The sequence below is a fragment of the Yersinia pekkanenii genome (genome assembly GCF_001152565.1).
In the GTDB taxonomy this organism is placed as follows: domain Bacteria; phylum Pseudomonadota; class Gammaproteobacteria; order Enterobacterales; family Enterobacteriaceae; genus Yersinia; species Yersinia pekkanenii.
Genome location: NZ_CQAZ01000012.1, coordinates 1 through 20,129, shown reverse-complemented (window position 1 = coordinate 20,129; position 20,129 = coordinate 1). Strand labels below are relative to the sequence as shown.

The window sequence follows — 20,129 nt, the reverse complement described above, 5'->3', positions numbered from 1 at the left end:
CCCGCCGTTACTTTTCGCGAATTTAAAAAGCCTGTATACCCGGCGTACTGAACGTTTACAGCAGTTAGCACTGGATAACCCGCTGGCGGATTATCTGGATTTTGCGGCTAAAATTACCCAAGCACAGCAAAAAGCGCTGCATGATCATCCGCTGGTGTTGGATATATACGCTGAGCTGGAACAATCCGCAATCAGTGGCAAGCCGCCACTGGATCTGAGCATATTTCCGCGTACTGAGCATTGGCGTAAGCTGTTGTCCGCGCTGATTGCCGAACTGCGCCCTGATGCCCCTGATCATATTCTGGCGGTACTGGATAATCTGGATAAGGCTTCAGTACATGAGCTTGAATTGTATGCAGATGCGCTGTTAAACCGTGAGTTTGCGCAGATTGGCAGCGAAAAAGCGCCATTTATCTGGGCAGCTCTGTCGCTGTATTGGGCGCAGATGGCCAGCCAGATCCCCGGCAAAGCGCGGGCTGAATACGGTGAGCATCGTCAGTTTTGTCCGGTCTGTGGCAGTATTCCGGTAGCCAGTGTGGTACATATCGGTACCAACAATGGTTTGCGCTATTTGCATTGTAATTTATGTGAAAGCGAGTGGCATGTTGTGCGGATTAAATGCAGCAACTGCGAACAGACCCGCGATTTGAACTACTGGTCGCTCGACAGCGAACTGGCAGCAGTGAAAGCGGAGAGTTGCGGCGATTGTGGTACTTACCTGAAGATCCTGTATCAGGAAAAAGACCCTATGGTAGAAGCCGTAGCCGATGATCTGGCCTCGCTTATCCTTGATGCCAAGATGGAAGGTGAAGGCTTTGCCCGCAGCAGTATCAACCCGTTTGTGTTTCCCAGTGAGTAGGTTTCCCAGTGAGTAATATATAATATTAGCTCCAGTATCATTTAATCAACCACGCTAAGTGACTATACCGTTATAGGTACCACAATGAGTGCAGAACCACACCCGTTATACCGCCAGTTACCGGCAATTGACCGCCTGCTGCGTGAACCTGAAATGGCGGCATTGCTGGCTGAGTATGGCCCGGTTTTATTGGCTGAAACCTTGCGTCAGTTACAACTGGAGGCCCGTGAATATATCCGCCAATTTCATTCACTGGCCGATTGGTGTGCGGATTGGCCTGCGGCGTTACGCCAACGATTGAGTCAGCGTCAACCTGCCCTAAAACCGGTATTTAACCTCTCAGGTACGGTACTGCATACCAACCTGGGGCGCGCCTTTTTGGCTGAATCAGCCATTGCTGCTGTCAATGACGCGATGCGTGGTGCGGTCACTTTGGAATATTCCCTGAGTGGCGCCCGCCGTGGTCACCGTGATCGGGCTGTTGCCGATTTACTCTGTGAACTGACCGGCGCGGAAGATGCCTGCATCGTCAATAATAATGCTGCTGCGGTGTTTCTGATGCTGACCGTCATGGCCGCAGGCAAACAAGTGGTGGTGTCTCGTGGCGAGCTGGTTGAGATTGGCGGTGCTTTTCGCATTCCGGATGTCATGCGTCAGGCGGGGTGTGAACTGGTGGAAGTGGGCACCACCAACCGTACCCATCAACAAGATTACCGTCAGGCCATTAATGAACACACGGGTCTGTTGATGAAAGTTCATACCAGTAATTACCGTATTGACGGTTTCACGGCATCGGTTGCCGAGCCGCAATTAGTGGCGCTAGGGCGTGAGTTTTCCATCCCAACTGCGACGGATCTGGGGAGTGGTTCGCTGGTGGATATGACCCAGTTCGGTTTACCGGCAGAGCCCATGCCACAACAACTGATTGCGGCAGGCGTCGATTTAGTGACCTTTTCGGGCGATAAACTGTTGGGGGGGCCGCAGGCGGGGATCATTCTCGGCAAAAAACAGTGGATTGAGCAATTACAGCAGCATCCACTCAAGCGGGTATTACGAGCCGATAAAATGACGCTGGCGGCGTTGGATGCCACTTTACGCCTTTATCAGCAGCCTGATAAGCTGGCTGAGACGCTGCCGACGATGCGGTTACTGACCCGTCCGACTCCGGTGATCGCCGAGAGCGCACAGCGCGTGCTGGCGGCGCTGAGTGACCGTTATGGCGCTGATTTTACGCTGGTGGCGGAGCCATGCTGGTCACAAATTGGCAGTGGTTCGCTACCGGTAGACCGTTTACCCAGTTGGGCCGTCACCTTTGCGCCAAAAGATGGCAGCGGCAGTGCGTTGGAAGCATTAACCGCACGTTGGCGTGGTCTGGCAAAGCCTGTTATTGGCCGCGTGGCTGATGGGCGTTTATGGCTCGATTTGCGTTGTCTGGAAGATGAGGCGGCGTTGCTCAGGGAATTGGCTCGATGATTATTGCAACAGCAGGCCATGTCGACCATGGCAAAACGACACTTTTACAGGCGATTACCGGGGTCAACGCTGACCGCCTGCCGGAAGAAAAGCAGCGCGAAATGACCATTGATCTGGGCTACGCTTATTGGCCGCAGCCTGATGGTCGTATTGTCGGGTTTATCGATGTCCCCGGTCATGAGAAGTTTTTAGCTAATATGTTGGCCGGAGTGGGCGGTATCAGTCATGCTTTGCTGGTGGTGGCCTGTGATGATGGCGTGATGGCACAAACTCGCGAGCATTTGGCGATTTTACGGCTCAGCGGGCGGCCAACATTGACGGTGGCGCTGACTAAAGCCGATCGGGTTGATGATCAACGTATCGAGCAGGTACGCCAGCAGGTGATGGCTGAATTGATGGCGCAGGGCTGGCAGGCAGAGCAGGTCACTTTGTTTGTGACGGCGGCCACTGCCGATGATGGCATCAGCGAATTGCGCGAACATCTGGCCCAATGTCATCAACAAGACGACGATAATGGCCGGTTACAGCAGCGTTTTCGTCTGGCTATCGATCGTGCATTCAGCGTGAAGGGTGCCGGTTTAGTCGTCACTGGTACCGCCCTGGCGGGTAAGGTGGCGGTGGGCGATACCTTATGGCTTACCGGCGGTGATTGTCCGGTGCGGGTGCGTGGTATACATGCACAAAACCAAAATACACCACAGGCGCAGGCTGGCCAGCGTATTGCCCTGAATATCAGTGGCGATATTAGCAAGCAGCAGATCAACCGTGGTGACTGGCTATTAATGCAGCCGCCACCGGAAGCCGTGGATCGGGTTGTGGTTACTGTCGATGCAGATGCACCGATACAACACTGGCAACCCCTGCATCTGCATCATGCCGCCAGCCATATTACCGGTCGCTTTTCTCTACTCAATTCTTCACCCATCAATAATCTGCCACCTACTGACGATAAACCCCCATTGATACTGGCCGAGCTGTTGCTGGATAACCCGCTCTGGCTGGCGGAGAACGATCGTCTCATTCTACGGGATATTGCGGCGAAGAAGACGCTGGGCGGTGCGCGGGTTATTCATCTGGCGGCCCCGAAACGCGGTAAGCGGCAACCGGCGTATTTATCCTGGTTAACTGCACTGGTGCAGGCGACTACCGATAGTGAAGTGCTGGATTTACATCTGGCGCAGGGGCCGATTTCCTTGCGTGGCTTCAGTTGGTCGCGCCAGCTGATTGCTGCTGATATGGCGGCGTTGCTGGCCGGAACTGATAGTGTTGTCGCCGGTGATATCGTGCTGTCACAACCTCATGCGCAGCAGGCGCAACAAACCTTATTACATGTTCTGTGCTTGTATCATCAACAGCATGCTGATCAACTGGGATTAGGGCGGTCGCGCTTGCGGCGCATGGCTTTGCCAACGCTGGATGAGGGGCTGGTATTTCGTTTGATTGATAATTTGCTGGCTGAAGGGGTGTTAAAGAATACCCGTGGCTGGCTACATCTGTCAGCTCATGGCCTGGCATTTACTGACGATGAGCAAGTTCAGTGGCAGCAGGTCGCATCCTATTTTGCCGATGATCCTTGGTGGGTGCGCGATTTGGCGGCACAGATGCAGATTGAGGAAAGTGAGATGCGCACATTATTGCGCAAAGCCGCACAACTGGGCTATATCACGGCAATTGTTCCTGATCGCTACTATCGCAGCCAGCGTATTGAGCAGTTCGCTGATTTGGTCCGTGAGCTGGATGCCAGCCAGGGCAGCGCCTGTGCCTCAGATTTCCGCGATAGACTGGGTGTTGGCCGCAAGCTCGCGATTCAAATTCTTGAATTCTTTGACCGCAGCGGATTTACCCGCCGCCGGGGCAATGACCATTTGCTGCGTGACAGCGGACTGTTTCTCAATACATCTCCTAATGTGTAATTTGGTTAAAATACATCTAACATGATGTAATGTGGTCAAATTACATCTCACACGGTGTAATTTGATTTTTTTACATCATATCCGATGTTTAATCCATAAAATACATTGTTTAAGATGTACTAGGCTATAGATACATCAAAAGACATGTAACCGGGGGATGATATGAAATCGCTGTTAGATGTGGCTGAGCAGATAAAAGAAATTCGCCAACAGAAACAATTTACACAGTCTGATATGCGTCTTATCAATGGCATGACGCAACAGCAAGTTTCCAAGTTTGAGAAAGGGGGGGATATTCACCTTTCTACTTTTCTGCGGATATTAGCCGGTTTCGATCTGGAAATGCTGCTGCTCACCCGGGAACAGGCGCAGGATATAGGTTTGACTATGGGGGCAGAACGCGTGGTCAATAAGGACGATATCACAGTCAATGACGACCCCTGGACACAGAAATATAAAGATCTGGAGGACTAGCCGATGTCGCAACAGCTTGAGAGTGTCGAAGGGCTGGCGCTTTATCTGGGGGAAATCCGTGTGGGTGTTCTGGTGCACTATGATGAAGGGAGAGATCCCCATAAGCACGTATTACGAAATCATTGGGCGCAATTACACACTGATTTTAGGCTATAAATTCGCTGGAGGGTCTATCCCCCAGCGCTTAATAAACTACTCCGCAGTAACCGCCTCCGGCTGGCGGCGAATAAATATCATCACCAAGCCCAGCCATAGCAAACCACTGATCAGATTGAACAGGTTAAATATACCGCTGTTGCCCCACAGATAAGCCACTTTGGCAAACTCGATACCCAAGGTGAAGACCATCATACTGATCATCCCCATAGCGGCAGACACCGTACCTTTACTGATATCGCTGGAGAACAGCGTCAGGCGTACCAAACCGGCGTTAGCCAGCCCAATACCAAAGGCATATAGACTCAACCCGGCAGTCATCCACAAATAGGCATGGGATGAATAGAGGGTTGAACCGGCGGCGATTAACAGGCCAATAATCATTGGGCCTGCTCCGTAGCGGATGAGCCGTGGAATGGGGGTTTTGCCGCTCAATCTCGCCAGTGTCAGGTTACCAATAATCAGTGCACCAAAAATCGGTACCTGCAAAATGCCGTATTCCACCGTAGATAGCTTTTCACCGCTGATCAGAATGACCGGCGATTGAGCAATCCATGCCAGCAGGGGTAGGCTGGCAAAGCCTAACGCCAGAGAGCCACACAGGAAGCGGCGGTTGGCGAGGACGTGTTTATAGTCACTCCACATTGCCGCCACTGACAGCTTCTCGCCTTTTAGGGCCGCAGTTTCTGGCATGGCACGCCACAAACCAACAAATGAAATGGCACCCAGCACCGCAAACAGCACGAACATAGTTTGCCACGGCGCGACATGGATCAAGGCGGCACCTGCCAACGGGCCGAGCAATGGGGCAATCAAGGCCACATTCGCCATCAGCGCAGTAATTTTAATACACACCGCTTCTTCAAATGATTCCTGGATGGTGGCGTAGCCGACTGCGCCAATAAAGCATAAACCGATCCCTTGTAGGAAACGCATGACGATAAACTGTTCAATATTATTGACCAACAAAATGGCAAGACAGGTAACAACAAAGAATGCGACCCCGACTAACATCACTGGGCGACGTCCACGGCGGTCTGACAACGGCCCAAGCAGCCATTGCAGGAACATCCCCCCGGCCAGATAGGCGGTCATGGAGGTTGGAACCCACTCAACACCGGCATTAAAATCAGCCACTACTGCCAGCATACCGGGCTGGATCATATCGTTGGCGATATAAGCGGTAAATTCGAATAATACTAAACACAGGGGAAATAAAAGCGCCCGCCGACCTAAACGTGTTGCGGGTGAAAATGAAGTTTGCATAAGTTAAGCTATTAAAAAGTAACATTAAAAGTGGATCTTCTCAGGCAGGATATACAGTCTGATCGGATTATGGCGGCTATTTTGCCGCCAATATAACGTGATAGCAACAATTACCCTTCATCTTAGATACCACCGCGCGGTTAGCGGCTCTCGTGACTCGGCGCGCCCCTTGTTTGCCGTCAGGCCGCCATGCTAATTATTTAGGGTATAGGGCTAAATTTACGTTATTGTTTGCAACCTGATTATTAGTGCCATAAATAGATAAGCGCTTTTAAGTATACAAACAGGCAATAGAGACGATGAATGACCAATAAGATTGGCTGGATTGATAACTTGCGGGCCGTGGCTTGCATTATGGTGGTGATGATCCACGCGACGACCTACTACGTCACCAGTGGCGCGCAAGTGGGAGAAGTGAATTGGGATATCGCCAATCTGCTGAATTCAGCTTCCCGTGCCTGTGTACCCTTGTTCTTTATGATCTCCGGCTATCTTTTTTTTGGTGAAAAAAGCGCCCAGCAAAAGCACTTTACCCGTATCGGGCTATGCCTACTGTTCTACAGCATGATTGCACTGATTTATATTTCGACGGTGACTCCGATCAACGGTTGGGCTTCGCTACAGAATATTCTGCAAAAACCGGTGTTTTATCACCTGTGGTTTTTCTACGCGATTATTGTGGTTTATCTGATTTCACCGTTGATTAACGTCAAACCGGTATCAGGCCGCTATTTGGCGATTATCATCCTGCTGCTGGCGGTGTTTGCCAACCCGCAGACCAGCAAGTATTCGATTGGCGGCTTCCATTTACTGCCGATAAACCTCTATATCTACGGTGATACTTTCTATTATTTGTTGTATGCATTGTTGGGACGGGCGATAGGTATGCTGGAAACACAGGGGCGAGCCATCAGTTGGTGCGCGGCATTGTTGTTTATCGTCAGCGTGATATTTATTGCTATCTCTACGGAAAAGCAGACGCGGATTAATGGTAGTTTTGCTGATACGTTTTATATGTATTGCGGCCCGCTGGTCTTCGTTGCTGCGGTGTCACTGCTGGTGTGGTTTAAAAACTGCATGAACCAGCCCATTGCCTGGCTGAGCTGGCTTGCCGGGCATTCGTTGGCGATTTACGGTTTCCATGCGTTAATTATTCATTTTATCCGCACCCACCATTACGATTTTACCGCCTATCCGGTGCTGGATATATTTTATGTCTTCGCGCTGGCACTTGCCCTAAGCACCTTGTTATCGATGGGATTACAGCGCATTGACCGGCGGCGTCTGGTCAGTTAATTACTGCCAGCCCACGCGGTGTGGGCGTAACGTCATAATGGGCGAGTTTTCAACGGAGAGGCATGCCAGATTCAGGCTGTGGAAAAGAAAAATAATCGCCACAACCTGTTTTGCTCGCTATTTATTCATTATTTGCACGTTACTCATCGTCACACAATGGCAGTAATTGCTGGTATAGCTTTTTAAAGATGATCCGACGTGCGCTGTAATCGTGGTGTCGTTGCGCATCCGGTACATGGGTTTGTTCCAGCGGCAGTTCAGGCAATAAGTCTGCTAATGGAATATTCGGATTCAGTGCGATTTGAGCTAATCGGGCTGCGCCTAGCGCCGGGCCAATATCGCCTCCGGTGCGATATTCCAGGGTTTGACCGCTGATATCAGCCAGCATTTGTCGCCAATAGGCACTGCGTGCGCCGCCGCCAATCAAGGTGATTGATTTCGGTTGCAACCCACTGGCATGCAGGGCATCCATACCGTCAGCTAATGCAAATCCCACACCTTCCAATACCGCACGGGCTAAATCTGCGCGGCGATGTTGGTGGGTGAAGCCCCAGAACGCACCTTTAGCATTAGGGTTGTTATAGGGGGTTCGTTCGCCGGATAGGTAGGGTAGGAACCATACCGGTGTCGTGGTTTCCGGTGCTTTCTCTACTTCAGCGATAAGCGCGGGAACCTTGTCGACACCAGTGAGCTGGCAAGCCCAATCAAGACACGACGCGGCACTCAGCATCACTGACATCAGGTGCCAGGTATTCGGCAATGCATGACAAAAACTGTGAACTGCACTGGCCGGATTACTGAGAAAACCGTCACTGACCGCAAAATAGACGCCGGATGTTCCCAGCGATAACATCGCCTGCCCCGCCTGATACAGACCAACACCCATCGCACCGGCAGCATTATCGCCCCCACCGGCGACCACCGGTATTGCGTTGATACCCCAACGATTGGCAATATCAGCACTGACATGGCCGGTGATCTGGCTACCTTCGAACAGTGCGGGCATGTGCTGGCGGTTTAAGCCGCAGGCCGCCAGCATTTTATCGCTCCAGTCACGTTGGCCGACATCCAACCAGAGTGTTCCGGCGGCATCTGACATATCACTGGCAAAATCACCACTGATCAAGAAACGGAGATAATCTTTCGGTAACAGCACCTTATCGATACGACTAAAAATTTCTGGCTCATGCTCTGCCAGCCATTTCAGCTTAGGGGCGGTAAAGCCCGGCATCATCAGGTTACCGGTAATTTGGCGTGACTCGGGGACCGCTTGCTCCAGCGCCTGGCACTGGGGAAAACTGCGACCATCATTCCATAAAATAGCCGGGCGCAACACCTGATGCTGTTTATCCAGTAAGGTGACACCGTGCATTTGCCCGGTTAGCCCGAGGGCTTTAACTGGCTGCAAATTATGTTCTGCGGCAAGGGCTTGCATAGCCTGATCGGTTGCCTGCCACCAGTCAGCCGGGTTTTGTTCTGACCATAAAGGATGAGGACGCGAAACGGATAATGCGGCACTTTGGCTGCCAATTAACTGGCCGTTTTCGGCCAGTAGAATTACTTTGACGCCGGAAGTGCCGAGATCAATACCAAGGTACATATGTGCTCCTCATATTTATCGCCCAGAGAGTGAAGGGTGACCGCGCCTAGGGGCACTTCGGTGGCTTACGCCACTACGACCCCAACGGCACGTTTCCCCTTCATTTGGCCCTGTCAGCAGTCTCGGGGGCTATCAGCCAAAGATATAGTGGTTAACCAGATTTTCCAGTTGCTCTTGATGCCCACTGTAGTGCTGTGGGTTTAGATCATGTTGGGCGGCATAGTGCGCTAAATCTTCTAGCGACAGTTTACCCTGCAGAATTTGTTGGCCCAATTCGGTATTCCAGCCCGCATAACGTTTGGCAACTCGCTTATTCAATTGGCCATCTTCAATCATTTTGGCCGCAATTTTCAGTGCCAGCGCCATCGTATCCATTGCTCCGATATGGCCATAGAACAGGTCATATTTATCGGTACTTTGGCGGCGTACTTTGGCATCAAAATTCAAGCCACCGGTGGTAAAACCCCCCGCTTTAAGGATTTCAAACATCACCAACGCATTCTCTTCCACACTGTTCGGGAACTGATCGGTATCCCAACCAAGCTGTGGATCACCACGGTTAGCATCCACCGAACCAAAAATACCTAATGCAATCGCACTGGCAATTTCATGATGGAAAGAGTGCCCGGCTAACGTGGCATGGTTGGCTTCAATGTTAACTTTAATCTCTTTTTCCAACCCGAATTGCTTGAGGAAGCCATAAACGGTGGCGACATCATAATCGTATTGATGCTTGGTCGGCTCCTGTGGTTTTGGCTCAATTAATAGCGTGCCCTGGAAACCGATTTTGTGTTTATGCTCGACCACCATTTGCATAAAGCGGCCAATTTGCTCGCGTTCCTGGCGTAAATCGGTGTTTAACAGCGTTTCGTAGCCCTCACGTCCGCCCCATAACACATAGTTTTCACCACCGAGTTTTTTGGTGGCTTGCATGGCAGTAAAGACCTGAGCTGCCGCCCAGCTAAAGACTTCTGGATCAGGGTTAGTGGCTGCCCCCGCGCCGTAGCGTGGATGGGTAAAGCAGTTAGCTGTACCCCATAATAATTTTACGCCGCTGCTTTCCTGTTTCTCAGCCAGTACATCGGTCATTACCGCGAAATTATTCAGATACTCTTTCAGTGATGCACCTTCCGGTGAAACATCGATATCATGGAAGCAGTAATAAGGTACATTCAGTTTATGGAAGAATTCAAAAGCGACATCGGCTTTGCGTTTTGCCAGTGCCAGAGCATCCCCTGATTGCTGCCACGGGCGATCAAAGGCATTGCTGCCGAACATATCGGCCCCGCCCCAGCAGAATGTATGCCAGTAACAGGCGGCAAACCGCAGATGATCGGCCATCCGTTTACCAAGGATAATTTCATCCGGATTGTAGTGATGAAACGCCAGCGGATTAGTGCTCTGGCTGCCTTCATAACGCACTTGTTCTAATTCATCAAAATAAGATTGCATGCAATACTCCTTGGAGGCTAGCCCGCCTCGACGGGCTGGTGAGCTTTTATCTTCGGAGTTGTTGGCTATTCTCACAATTACGTTATTTCACACTTAAATTCAGAGAATTATTAATTGTGGAGTAGATCTCATAAATAATCGCTTAATGATAAAAACCGCTTGATATACATCACGCTGATAACATCATTCACTGGAGTTATGCATTTTACGAGGATGAAAACATGATCGTTATCATAAAATTAACATTAAACCAAAAAACATAATCGGCGGATGAAAATCTGTAATTGCCGATGTGCAAATAAGCGTCAACAATCCCCATTGCAGTTGATGTTTATTGTTTCTCTTACCCTGCTTACATAATAAGAAAGGTACCGAAAGATGAAATTTAACAACATGTTACTCTCCGCATGCGCCGCACTGGTGATGATTAGCCAGCCCGGATTCAGTAAAGAAATTAAAATTGGTATGGCGATAGATGATCTCCGCCTTGAACGCTGGCAGAAAGACCGTGATATTTTTGTTAACAAGGCCGAATCACTCGGGGCTAAAGTATTTGTTCAATCGGCAAATGGCAATGAAGAAACACAAATGGCGCAGATTGAAAATATGATTAACCGTGGCGTTGATGTATTGGTGATTATTCCCTATAACGGGCAGGTATTAAGTAATGTCATCGCTGAAGCAAAACGTGAAGGTATAAAAGTATTAGCCTATGATCGCATGATAAATAATGCTGATATTGATTTTTATATTTCATTCGATAATGAGAAAGTGGGTGAATTACAAGCCAAAAGCTTGGTTGAGCGGGTACCACAGGGTAATTATTTTCTGATGGGTGGCTCACCAGTAGACAACAACGCTAAACTGTTCCGTCAGGGACAAATGACCGTGCTTAATCCATTGATAAAAGAAGGGAAAGTAAAGATTGTTGGCGACCAGTGGGTTGATGGTTGGTTACCCGAAAATGCGTTGAAAATCATGGAAAATGCATTAACTGCTAATAATAATAATATTGACGTTGTTGTGGCGTCCAATGACGCGACCGCAGGCGGTGCTATTCAGGCATTAGCGGCACAAGGACTGGCGGGTAAAGTCGCTATTTCCGGGCAGGATGCTGATTTGGCCGCAATAAAACGTATTGTTGCAGGTACGCAAACCATGACGGTATATAAGCCAATCAGCAAATTAGCTAATGATGCCGCAGAAATTGCCGTGTCTCTGGGGAAAGGCGAACAGCCTAAAGCCAATAGTCAATTAAATAATGGAATAAAAGACGTTCCGTCCTATTTATTAACACCTATTCAAGTCGATAAGAATAATATTGATAGCACTATCATCGCTGATGGCTTCCACAAAAAAGCAGATATTTATTAATTGGTATCTCTTTGAGTTTTTTAATAAACGGCCAATTATCAAGGCGTTTAATATGGCCGTTATTTAATATGGCTGCAATGCTATGAAATAAGTAGTATTAAGGAGGGAGTATGCCCTACCTGCTAGAAATGAAGAATATCACCAAGCAATTCGGCGTGGTTAAGGCCGTGGATAATATCAGCCTGACGCTAGATCCTGGGCAGGTATTATCATTATGCGGCGAAAACGGCTCCGGAAAATCGACATTAATGAAAGTGTTATGTGGTATTTACCCGACAGGTTCTTATCAAGGGGAGATAATTTTCTCTGGTGAAACGTTACAGGCCAAAAATATTCGTGAGACTGAACAAAAAGGCATTGCGATAATTCATCAGGAACTGGCTTTGGTAAAACAAATGTCAGTGCTGGAAAACATGTTCCTGGGTTCTGAATGGGGGCGTTTCGGCATCATGGATTACGATGCCATGTACCTGCGCTGCCAACGGATGCTGACACAGGTCAAACTGGTGGTAGACCCTAACACACCGGTGGGTGAGTTGGGCCTTGGTCAACAACAGTTGGTTGAAATCGCAAAAGCGTTGAATAAACAAGTTCGGCTGCTGGTGCTGGATGAACCGACCGCATCACTGACGGAAAGTGAAACCGCGATCCTGCTGGATATCATCCGCGACCTGCGTAATCACGGTATTGCCTGCATCTATATCTCGCACAAATTGAATGAAGTAAAAGCGATATCAGATCATATCTGTGTGATCCGCGATGGCCGCCATATTGGCTCTCGCGCTGCTGCGACCATGAGCGAAGATGACATCATTGCCATGATGGTGGGCCGCGAACTTAAAGAACTCTACCCCCACGAGGCCCACCACATCGGTGAGGAAATTCTTCGAGTAGAAAATCTCTGTGCCTGGCATCCGGTAAATCGCCATATTCGCCGGGTGGATCAGGTTTCTTTTTCTTTAAAACGTGGTGAGATCTTGGGCGTGGCCGGATTGGTTGGTTCGGGCCGAACCGAAACGGTGCAATGTTTGTTTGGTGTCTATCCAGGCCGCTGGCAGGGAGATATTTTTATTGATGGCAAAGCGGTGACCATCAGTCATTGCCAGCAAGCCATGACGTTAGGCATTGCCATGGTGCCAGAAGATCGGAAAAAAGATGGCATCGTGCCGGTCATGGGGGTCGGGGCCAATATAACACTGGCTGCGCTGAGTAACTTCACGGGTTCCTTTAGCATACTGGATGATGCTAAAGAGCAATCGATAATTGTTCAGTCGCTGGCTCGATTGAAAGTTAAAACCTCCTCTTCTGAGCTGGCAATTGCCCGCCTCAGTGGGGGTAATCAGCAAAAAGCTATTTTGGCTAAATGCCTGTTATTGAATCCACGGATTTTGATCCTAGATGAACCGACGCGTGGTATAGACATTGGCGCAAAATATGAAATTTATAAACTTATCAATCAATTGGTCCAACAAGGGATTGCGGTCATTGTGATTTCCTCTGAGTTGCCGGAGGTCTTGGGATTAAGTGATCGGGTGTTGGTCATGCATCAAGGGCGCATTAAAGCCGATCTCATTAACCATAACCTGACTCAAGAAAAGATCATGGAAGCCGCACTCAGGAGTGAAACTCATGTCGCAAGCTAATCAATCTGAATTGAATGCACCGAGAAATGGCGATAAAAAGCCATTATTTCGGCTAAAGTCTATCAACTTGCAAGTTTTTGTCATGTTGGCGGCTATTGCCATTATTATGCTGTTTTTCACATTCACCACCGAAGGGGCCTATCTCAGCGCCAGGAATATCTCGAATCTGCTGCGTCAAACCGCGATTACCGGCATTTTGGCGGTGGGGATGGTATTTGTCATTATTTCGGCTGAAATCGATTTGTCCGTCGGCTCCATGATGGGGCTATTGGGGGGCGTGGCGGCGATTTTTGATGTGTGGTTCGGCTGGCCATTACCACTGACCATTGCGGTGACGCTGGTATTGGGACTGGTATTGGGGGCGTGGAACGGTTGGTGGGTTGCCTATCGTAAAGTGCCTTCATTTATTGTCACGCTGGCGGGGATGTTAGCTTTCCGTGGCATTTTAATTGGTATCACTAATGGCACCACCGTATCGCCAACCAGCAATGCCATGTCACAGATTGGGCAAAGTTATCTGCCCAATGGCTTCGGATTTGGCATCGGTGCCATTGGTCTGATGTTGTTCGTGGCCTGGCAATGGCATAGGCGTAGTCATCGTATCCGGCTGGGCTTACCGGTAGCCGCGCCACAAGGAGATGTAACTCGCCAATCTATTACTGCTGTCATCGTTCTTGGTGCCATATATTTGTTGAATGATTACCGTGGGGTACCGACCCCGGTATTGATTCTCACGGCGTTGATGCTGGCAGGTATATTTATGGCGACCCGCACTGCTTTTGGCCGCCGGATCTATGCCATTGGTGGCAATATCGATGCAGCTCGTTTGTCTGGGATTAACGTAGAGCGCACCAAACTGGCGGTATTTGCTATCAATGGATTGATGGTGGCGATAGCCGGTTTGATTCTTAGTTCACGCCTGGGGGCCGGTTCGCCTTCTGCCGGTAATATTGCCGAACTGGATGCGATTGCCGCCTGTGTGATTGGCGGTACCAGCCTCGCCGGTGGGATTGGCAGCGTGGCGGGTGCGGTAATGGGCGCATTTATCATGGCTTCACTCGATAATGGGATGAGCATGCTAGATGTACCGACTTTCTGGCAGTACATTGTCAAAGGCGCAATTTTGCTGCTGGCGGTGTGGATGGATTCCGCGACAAAACGCCGGGTATGACGCCATTTCCTTCAGCGAGTTCAATGGATCTCTCTGTCTGTTGCAACGTGCTATCCCACCCATTTCAGGAGCCACTCCCATGTTTGAGAAACGCTACCGGATAACCTTGTTGTTTAATGCTAACAAAGTGTACGACCGGCAAGTGGTAGAAGGCGTCGGCGAGTATTTGCAGGCTTCACAATGTGATTGGGATATTTTTATTGAGGAGGATTTTCGCTGCCGTATCGACAATATCCGGGATTGGTTGGGCGATGGGGTTATTGCTGATTTTGATGATCGGCAGATAGAGCAATTGCTGGAAAATATCGATGTACCGATTGTCGGCGTCGGCGGATCTTATCATCAACCGGAAGACTATCCACCAGTGGATTATATCGCAACCGACAATGCAGCTCTGGTTGAAACTGCTTTTATGCATTTGAAAGAAAAGGGTTTAAATCGTTTTGCTTTCTACGGACTGCCTGCCAGCAGTGATAAACGCTGGGCGCAGGAGCGAGAATATGCTTTCCGGCAATTAGTGGCGGCAGAGCAATATCAGGGGGTGGTTTATCAGGGAATGGCGACTGCTCCGGCTAACTGGCAATACACCCAGAACCGCCTGGCAGACTGGGTACAAACGCTGCCACATCAGACGGGGATTATTGCTGTAACAGATGCGCGGGCGCGGCATCTATTACAAGTTTGCGAGCATCTGGATATTGCCGTACCGGAGAGGCTAAGTGTTATTGGTATTGATAATGAAGAGTTAACTCGCTATTTATCGCGGGTGGCACTTTCATCGGTAGCACAAGGAACGCGGCAGATGGGGTATCGGGCGGCTAAGTTGTTGCATCAGCGCCTTAACCAACGTCAGAAGCGACAACAGATACCGCCATTACAGCGTATTTTGGTTCCACCGGTCAAAGTGATAGCCCGCCGTTCAACAGATTTTCGCTCGCTACGTGATCCCTCAGTGATTCAAGCGATGCATTATATTCGCCATCATGCTTGCAAGGGAATTAAGGTTGAGCAGGTGCTGGATGCGGTAGGAATGTCACGCTCAAATTTGGAAAAACGCTTTAAAGACGATATTGGGCAGACTATTCATGGTGTTATTCATGAAGAAAAACTTGATCGGGCGCGTAACTTATTGGCTGCTACTTCCTTACCTATCAATGAAATATCACAAATGTGCGGCTACCCGTCACTGCAATATTTCTATTCGGTATTCAAAAAAGGCTATTCCATTACCCCAAAAGAACACCGTGATAAATACGGCGAAGTGAGTTACTAGCTCATTCTGAGCTGACAATAAATCTCCCACTGTCATCCACCGGGGGTATTTATTCATCACCTGCATTGAATGGCTCGCACCATACAATAAACGCGCTATAATCACCGCCTTACACTCATATCTTCTTTGGAAGATCATCGTCCCCGGTGGGGCGGCTGGACTTCAAATCCAGATGGGGCCGCCAGCGGTCCTTGGCAGGTTCGACTCCTGTGATCTTCCGCCAAAGCTCTTCCGTATCACTCCCCAAAAGTCTTAAAAAAACCAGTAAAAACAATGGAAAGAGTGTTTTATTGTCCGTGGGTGTCCGAGCTTATCTCTCTAAATCCGTAACAATTATGTATAGTAAAAGGTATAGAATTACCCTATACCTTTTTGAGCTATACACATGCCACTTTCAGATATCCAGATTCGTCGTGCTAAACCACAAGAAAAAGCCTATACCCTGAGTGACGGGCAAGGGCTATCACTCTTAATTGAACCTAACGGCAGTAAAGGGTGGCGCTTTCGCTATCGTTTTGCTGGTAAAGCACGATTAATGTCATTAGGGACTTATGACTTGATATCCCTTGCTGAGGCTCGCTCTAAGCGAGATCTGGCACGTAAACAAGTTGCAGATGGAACAGATCCCGCAGAGGTGAAAAAGGCTGAGAAATTGGCGCAGCGGCTTTCATCGGAAAACTCTTTTGAGGCCATTAGTCGCGAGTGGCATAAAGCTAAAGCGGATCGTTGGTCATTGGGCTATAGGGAAGAAATCATGAGTACCTTTGAGGCGGATATATTCCCGTATATTGGTAAACGGCCAATTGCAGAAATCACACCGCTGGAGTTACTTGATGTGCTTCAACGTATCGAAAAGCGCGGAGCCTTAGAAAAAACGCGTAAAGTACGTCAGCGCTGCGGGGAAGTATTTCGTTATGCCATTATTACCGGCCGTACTGAATATAATCCCGCCCCAGACCTTGCCAGCGCATTAAGTACGCCAAAGAAACAGCACTACCCGTTCCTGTCCGCCGAAGAGATGCCATATTTTATTCGTGACCTAGAGGGTTACACCGGCAGCATTATAACCAAGAATGCCGCGAAGATACTGATGTTAACGGGTGTGCGAACTAAGGAAATGCGTTTTGCTACTTGGCAGGAAGTCGATCTTGAGAGCGGCTTGTGGGAGATTCCAGCAGAACGAATGAAGATGCGTCGCCCTCATATCGTGCCGTTGTCTACGCAGGTTATAGCCCTATTTAAACAGCTCTTACCTATCACCGGACATTATCCTTATATTTTCATTGGACGAAATGACCGCAAAAAGCCTATAAGTAAAGAAACAGTCAATCAGGTCATTGAATTACTGGGTTATAAAGGCCGTGCGACGGGTCACGGATTTAGACATACCATGTCAACGATTTTGCATGAGCAAGGCTATGATAGTGCATGGATAGAGCTACAATTGGCTCACGTTGATAAGAACAGTATTCGCGGCACTTACAATCATGCGCAGTATCTTGAAAATCGTAGGGATATGATGCAAGGATATAGTAATACCCTAATAAAGGATATTCTATGAGCTACAATATAAAACATATTTATCTTGATCATAAAAGCATCCGAGTTTTACCTCATGACTGGGAAAATAATGAAAATGTATACACCATTCTTATTGGTAAAAATGGAACAGGCAAAAGTCGTTTATTAAGTGGACTAGCCAATTCGTTATGTTCCATACGTGCAAATAATAAGTTGCTAAAGAGAGATATAGGAATTGTTAGTCGGCACTTGGTTGAAAATAATAAGTTAACTATTTCATTATTTTCAAATTATAAGAATCATACAATAAACATAAGTGGTCGCTCAATAGATTTAAGTGGCTTTGATATTAATCGTGATGGTGAGTTTTTTTGTCCTAAGGCATTAATTGCAGTATCAACAAGCCCTTTTGATAAATTTCCAGAAGAGCATGATTACTTTTCTCCATTCAAGGGTAATAAAAATGATGGATTCTATAGTTACTATGGTTTGAATGGGTTTGGTAAAAATAAAGCAATTCATTCTTTGATGGAAAAAGTATTATTTTCATCAGCTACAGGGGCTCTTGATAAAGATCGTGTTGCTGTTTCTAAGGTTCTTAATTTTTTAGGTTATAATCCGCGCTTGAGAGTCATATTTAGATTGCGTCATAGTATAAATACTTACATGGATAACTTATCTTCTTTTAGCCCTAACGAATTCATGGAATATGTTGCCGCTTCAGCAAAATTGAATTTATCTTATCTGAAAGAAAAGTATAATATTTCATATACAAAGATTAGGGATGCATTTGTTAAACTAGGTGATCATGCATATAAAAATGATTCAGTAAGAGAGTTTGATTTCACTATTGATTATGAAAAGAGTATTGTTTCAGATTATCACTCTGATTTTTTCGATAAGATCAGAGTCCTATCCACAATAGGTATTTTCTCAATAAAAGATATTATCTTATATCCGATCATTATTGATGAAAATGAATATTATGGTGATGATGTATATGATTATGGAATAAGTGTAAGTGATGCAAGTTCAGGGCAGCAATGTATTTTGCTAAATACGCTGGGAATTGCATCTAGTATTAAAAATAATTCTCTGATTCTGATTGATGAGCCAGAAATCAGTTTACACCCTGAATGGCAGGAGGCTTATATTAGTTTGCTAATGGAGGTTTTTGAAAGCTATTCAGGATGTCATTTTATTATTGCTACGCACTCCCCACAAATAATATCAAATCTAAGAAGCAAAAATTGTTTCATCACTCAAATTGATAATGGAGATGTTATTTCTTCTGAGTCTTATACAAATAAATCTGCTGATTTTCAGTTAGCGACTCTGTTTGCTGCACCCGGTAGCGACAACGAGTATCTTAAGAGAATAGTTGTTAATCTTCTGACTGTTTTATCGAGTGGTAAATATATTAAAGATAAATATATTGAAGAGCTAGTGCTACTAAAAAAAAGCAAAGACCTTCTCGATGAAAGTGATCCTGTAAAATACCTCATTGACCTTGCGATAGAAGTAGAAGGAAGATTACAATGATCAATCAGCCATTTTTATATACAGATGAATACAGCAAAAAAATCATTGAAAAAATCAGTGCTGATGATTTTTGTGGGAAAAGTTGGGGTGATGAAGATCTAGCTGATATATGGGCGGCAATAAAGTTATATTATATTTTAGAACAGAATTACACTTGTGTTTATTGCCAGCAAATAACGAAAAGTACTAATGGTCGACATTGGGATATAGAACATATAATTTCTAGGGAAAGTGCGGCTAAATTTATGTTTGAATCGAGGAATTTATGTGTTACTTGTCCTGATTGCAATATTAAAAAAGGTGTTTCAAAAGTAACTAACAGTAAGGCAATAAGAAAATTACCTTTAAATTCTAATGATTATTTTATCATACATCCACATATAGATAATTATGAAGAACATATTGAGGTAATTAGAGTGGGAGAGTTTTATTTTGCTAAAAGTGAAAAAGGTGAAAAGACTATAAGTTTATGTGGATTAAATAGATTCTATAAATTTGTTGGTTATGACTCAGCGGTATCTTTAGATAGTCGAATTATGCTATTAGCTTCAATGATTTCCGATGCGAAAAATCAAGCCGAGCGGAATGATATAATGCGTGAAATTACCACTCTTACGTTAACAGCGTTGATAAAAGAGAAGTAATAAATTGCCATATGTTTTATATGAAGAAAGATTTATCCTACTTACCCCACTTCTTAGGAATCAGGCATTTTATCCGTTCTGAGGCTTTGCGCGCAACTACTCCTCGCCTACGCGCTCTGACTTTATCATGCACTTTTCATGCATGACATAGAGAGCCTACAAGCCCTTGTAGCGAGGTGTCTCAGCTATTTTGATGCTGGGGTGTTGCATGCAAATTCATGCACTATATGCATGCAGTGCTCATTTTGGCAGGCTAGCCAGAGAAAAAGCCCTTAAACGGCAAGGGCGAAGTGGTGAGAGTCGGAGAAAAGTCCCCGCCTTGAGAGGTTACAGGCGAGGTGGATTTATTAATGAATTCGCGCGTTAGAGCCGTAACGATTTAATATTTTCCGCTCTAGTAGAATAACTGTTGGTATTATTTCAGGTTCTTTAATCGGAGGGCGGGTAATTATTTTATCCACACTTTCAATCG

General features: G+C 47.1%; 16 protein-coding genes, 1 tRNA gene and 1 pseudogene. 14 read left to right on the top strand and 4 right to left on the bottom strand.

What is annotated here, in order from left to right; genetic code table 11:
• The 5 genes from fdhE to AEP37_RS26035 form a co-directional block, all read left to right on the top strand.
• Window positions 1-859, top strand: an 859-nt coding sequence (gene fdhE / locus AEP37_RS07835) for a formate dehydrogenase accessory protein FdhE (RefSeq protein ID WP_244880774.1), incomplete at its 5' end; no start/stop codon positions are given.
• Between the two features lie 84 nt (window positions 860-943).
• On the top strand, window positions 944-2,332 hold the full coding sequence (selA, locus tag AEP37_RS07830; protein WP_049612142.1) for an L-seryl-tRNA(Sec) selenium transferase: 1,389 nt from the start codon (window positions 944-946) through the stop codon (window positions 2,330-2,332).
• Window positions 2,329-4,245 (top strand): selenocysteine-specific translation elongation factor, encoded by a 1,917-nt coding sequence (gene selB, locus AEP37_RS07825; protein ID WP_049612140.1) that lies wholly within the window; start codon window positions 2,329-2,331, stop codon window positions 4,243-4,245. The genes selA and selB overlap by 4 nt, the downstream gene beginning before the upstream one ends.
• A 162-nt stretch (window positions 4,246-4,407) precedes the next feature.
• Window positions 4,408-4,719, top strand: coding sequence for a helix-turn-helix domain-containing protein (locus AEP37_RS07820; protein ID WP_049612139.1), 312 nt, complete (start codon window positions 4,408-4,410; stop codon window positions 4,717-4,719).
• A gap of 3 nt (window positions 4,720-4,722) precedes the next feature.
• Window positions 4,723-4,875, top strand: coding sequence for a hypothetical protein (locus tag AEP37_RS26035; RefSeq protein ID WP_156168552.1), 153 nt, complete (start codon window positions 4,723-4,725; stop codon window positions 4,873-4,875).
• 36 nt (window positions 4,876-4,911) lie between these two features.
• On the opposite strand, the gene AEP37_RS07815 is transcribed toward AEP37_RS26035, so the two are convergent.
• Complete coding sequence (locus AEP37_RS07815) at window positions 4,912-6,141, bottom strand: MFS transporter (protein WP_049612137.1); 1,230 nt, start codon at window positions 6,139-6,141, stop codon at window positions 4,912-4,914.
• 303 nt (window positions 6,142-6,444) lie between these two features.
• On the opposite strand from AEP37_RS07815, the gene AEP37_RS07810 reads away from it, so the two are divergent.
• The gene (locus AEP37_RS07810) at window positions 6,445-7,437 is read left to right on the top strand and encodes an acyltransferase (protein WP_049612135.1); all 993 of its coding nucleotides are present in this window, start codon (window positions 6,445-6,447) and stop codon (window positions 7,435-7,437) included.
• 139 nt (window positions 7,438-7,576) lie between these two features.
• Here AEP37_RS07810 and xylB read toward each other — a convergent pair whose 3' ends face one another.
• A complete protein-coding gene (xylB, locus tag AEP37_RS07805; RefSeq protein ID WP_049612133.1) occupies window positions 7,577-9,037 on the bottom strand; it encodes a xylulokinase in 1,461 nt (486 codons plus the stop codon).
• A 132-nt stretch (window positions 9,038-9,169) separates the two neighbouring features.
• Window positions 9,170-10,489, bottom strand: coding sequence for a xylose isomerase (xylA, locus tag AEP37_RS07800; RefSeq protein ID WP_049612131.1), 1,320 nt, complete (start codon window positions 10,487-10,489; stop codon window positions 9,170-9,172).
• Window positions 10,490-10,867: 378 nt separating this feature from the next.
• On the opposite strand from xylA, the gene xylF reads away from it, so the two are divergent.
• The 8 genes from xylF to AEP37_RS07760 all read left to right on the top strand — a co-directional run bounded on the left by xylF (window position 10,868) and on the right by AEP37_RS07760 (window position 19,657).
• Window positions 10,868-11,863, top strand: coding sequence for a D-xylose ABC transporter substrate-binding protein (gene xylF, locus AEP37_RS07795; protein WP_049612129.1), 996 nt, complete (start codon window positions 10,868-10,870; stop codon window positions 11,861-11,863).
• A 110-nt stretch (window positions 11,864-11,973) separates the two neighbouring features.
• Complete coding sequence (locus AEP37_RS07790; protein WP_049612127.1) at window positions 11,974-13,506, top strand: xylose ABC transporter ATP-binding protein; 1,533 nt, start codon at window positions 11,974-11,976, stop codon at window positions 13,504-13,506.
• The gene (gene xylH / locus AEP37_RS07785; protein ID WP_049612125.1) at window positions 13,493-14,677 is read left to right on the top strand and encodes a xylose ABC transporter permease XylH; all 1,185 of its coding nucleotides are present in this window, start codon (window positions 13,493-13,495) and stop codon (window positions 14,675-14,677) included. Before AEP37_RS07790 ends, xylH begins: the two co-directional genes overlap by 14 nt.
• Before the next feature lie 79 nt (window positions 14,678-14,756).
• Window positions 14,757-15,950: a D-xylose utilization transcriptional activator XylR gene (gene xylR / locus AEP37_RS07780; RefSeq protein WP_049612123.1), complete on the top strand. Its 1,194-nt coding sequence runs from the start codon at window positions 14,757-14,759 to the stop codon at window positions 15,948-15,950.
• Window positions 15,951-16,078: 128 nt separating this feature from the next.
• Window positions 16,079-16,173 (top strand) — tRNA-Sec (locus AEP37_RS07775).
• 162 nt (window positions 16,174-16,335) lie between these two features.
• Entirely contained in the window at window positions 16,336-17,511 is a 1,176-nt protein-coding gene (locus tag AEP37_RS07770; RefSeq protein WP_049612121.1) for a tyrosine-type recombinase/integrase, read from the top strand.
• A complete protein-coding gene (locus AEP37_RS24720) occupies window positions 17,508-19,013 on the top strand; it encodes an AAA family ATPase (RefSeq protein ID WP_072086264.1) in 1,506 nt (501 codons plus the stop codon). The genes AEP37_RS07770 and AEP37_RS24720 overlap by 4 nt, the downstream gene beginning before the upstream one ends.
• Window positions 19,010-19,657, top strand: coding sequence for an HNH endonuclease (locus AEP37_RS07760; RefSeq protein ID WP_049612119.1), 648 nt, complete (start codon window positions 19,010-19,012; stop codon window positions 19,655-19,657). Before AEP37_RS24720 ends, AEP37_RS07760 begins: the two co-directional genes overlap by 4 nt.
• Window positions 19,658-20,004: 347 nt before the next feature.
• On the opposite strand, the pseudogene AEP37_RS24715 reads toward AEP37_RS07760, so the two are convergent.
• Window positions 20,005-20,129, bottom strand: a pseudogene (locus AEP37_RS24715) (ogr/Delta-like zinc finger family protein); the annotation flags it as partial.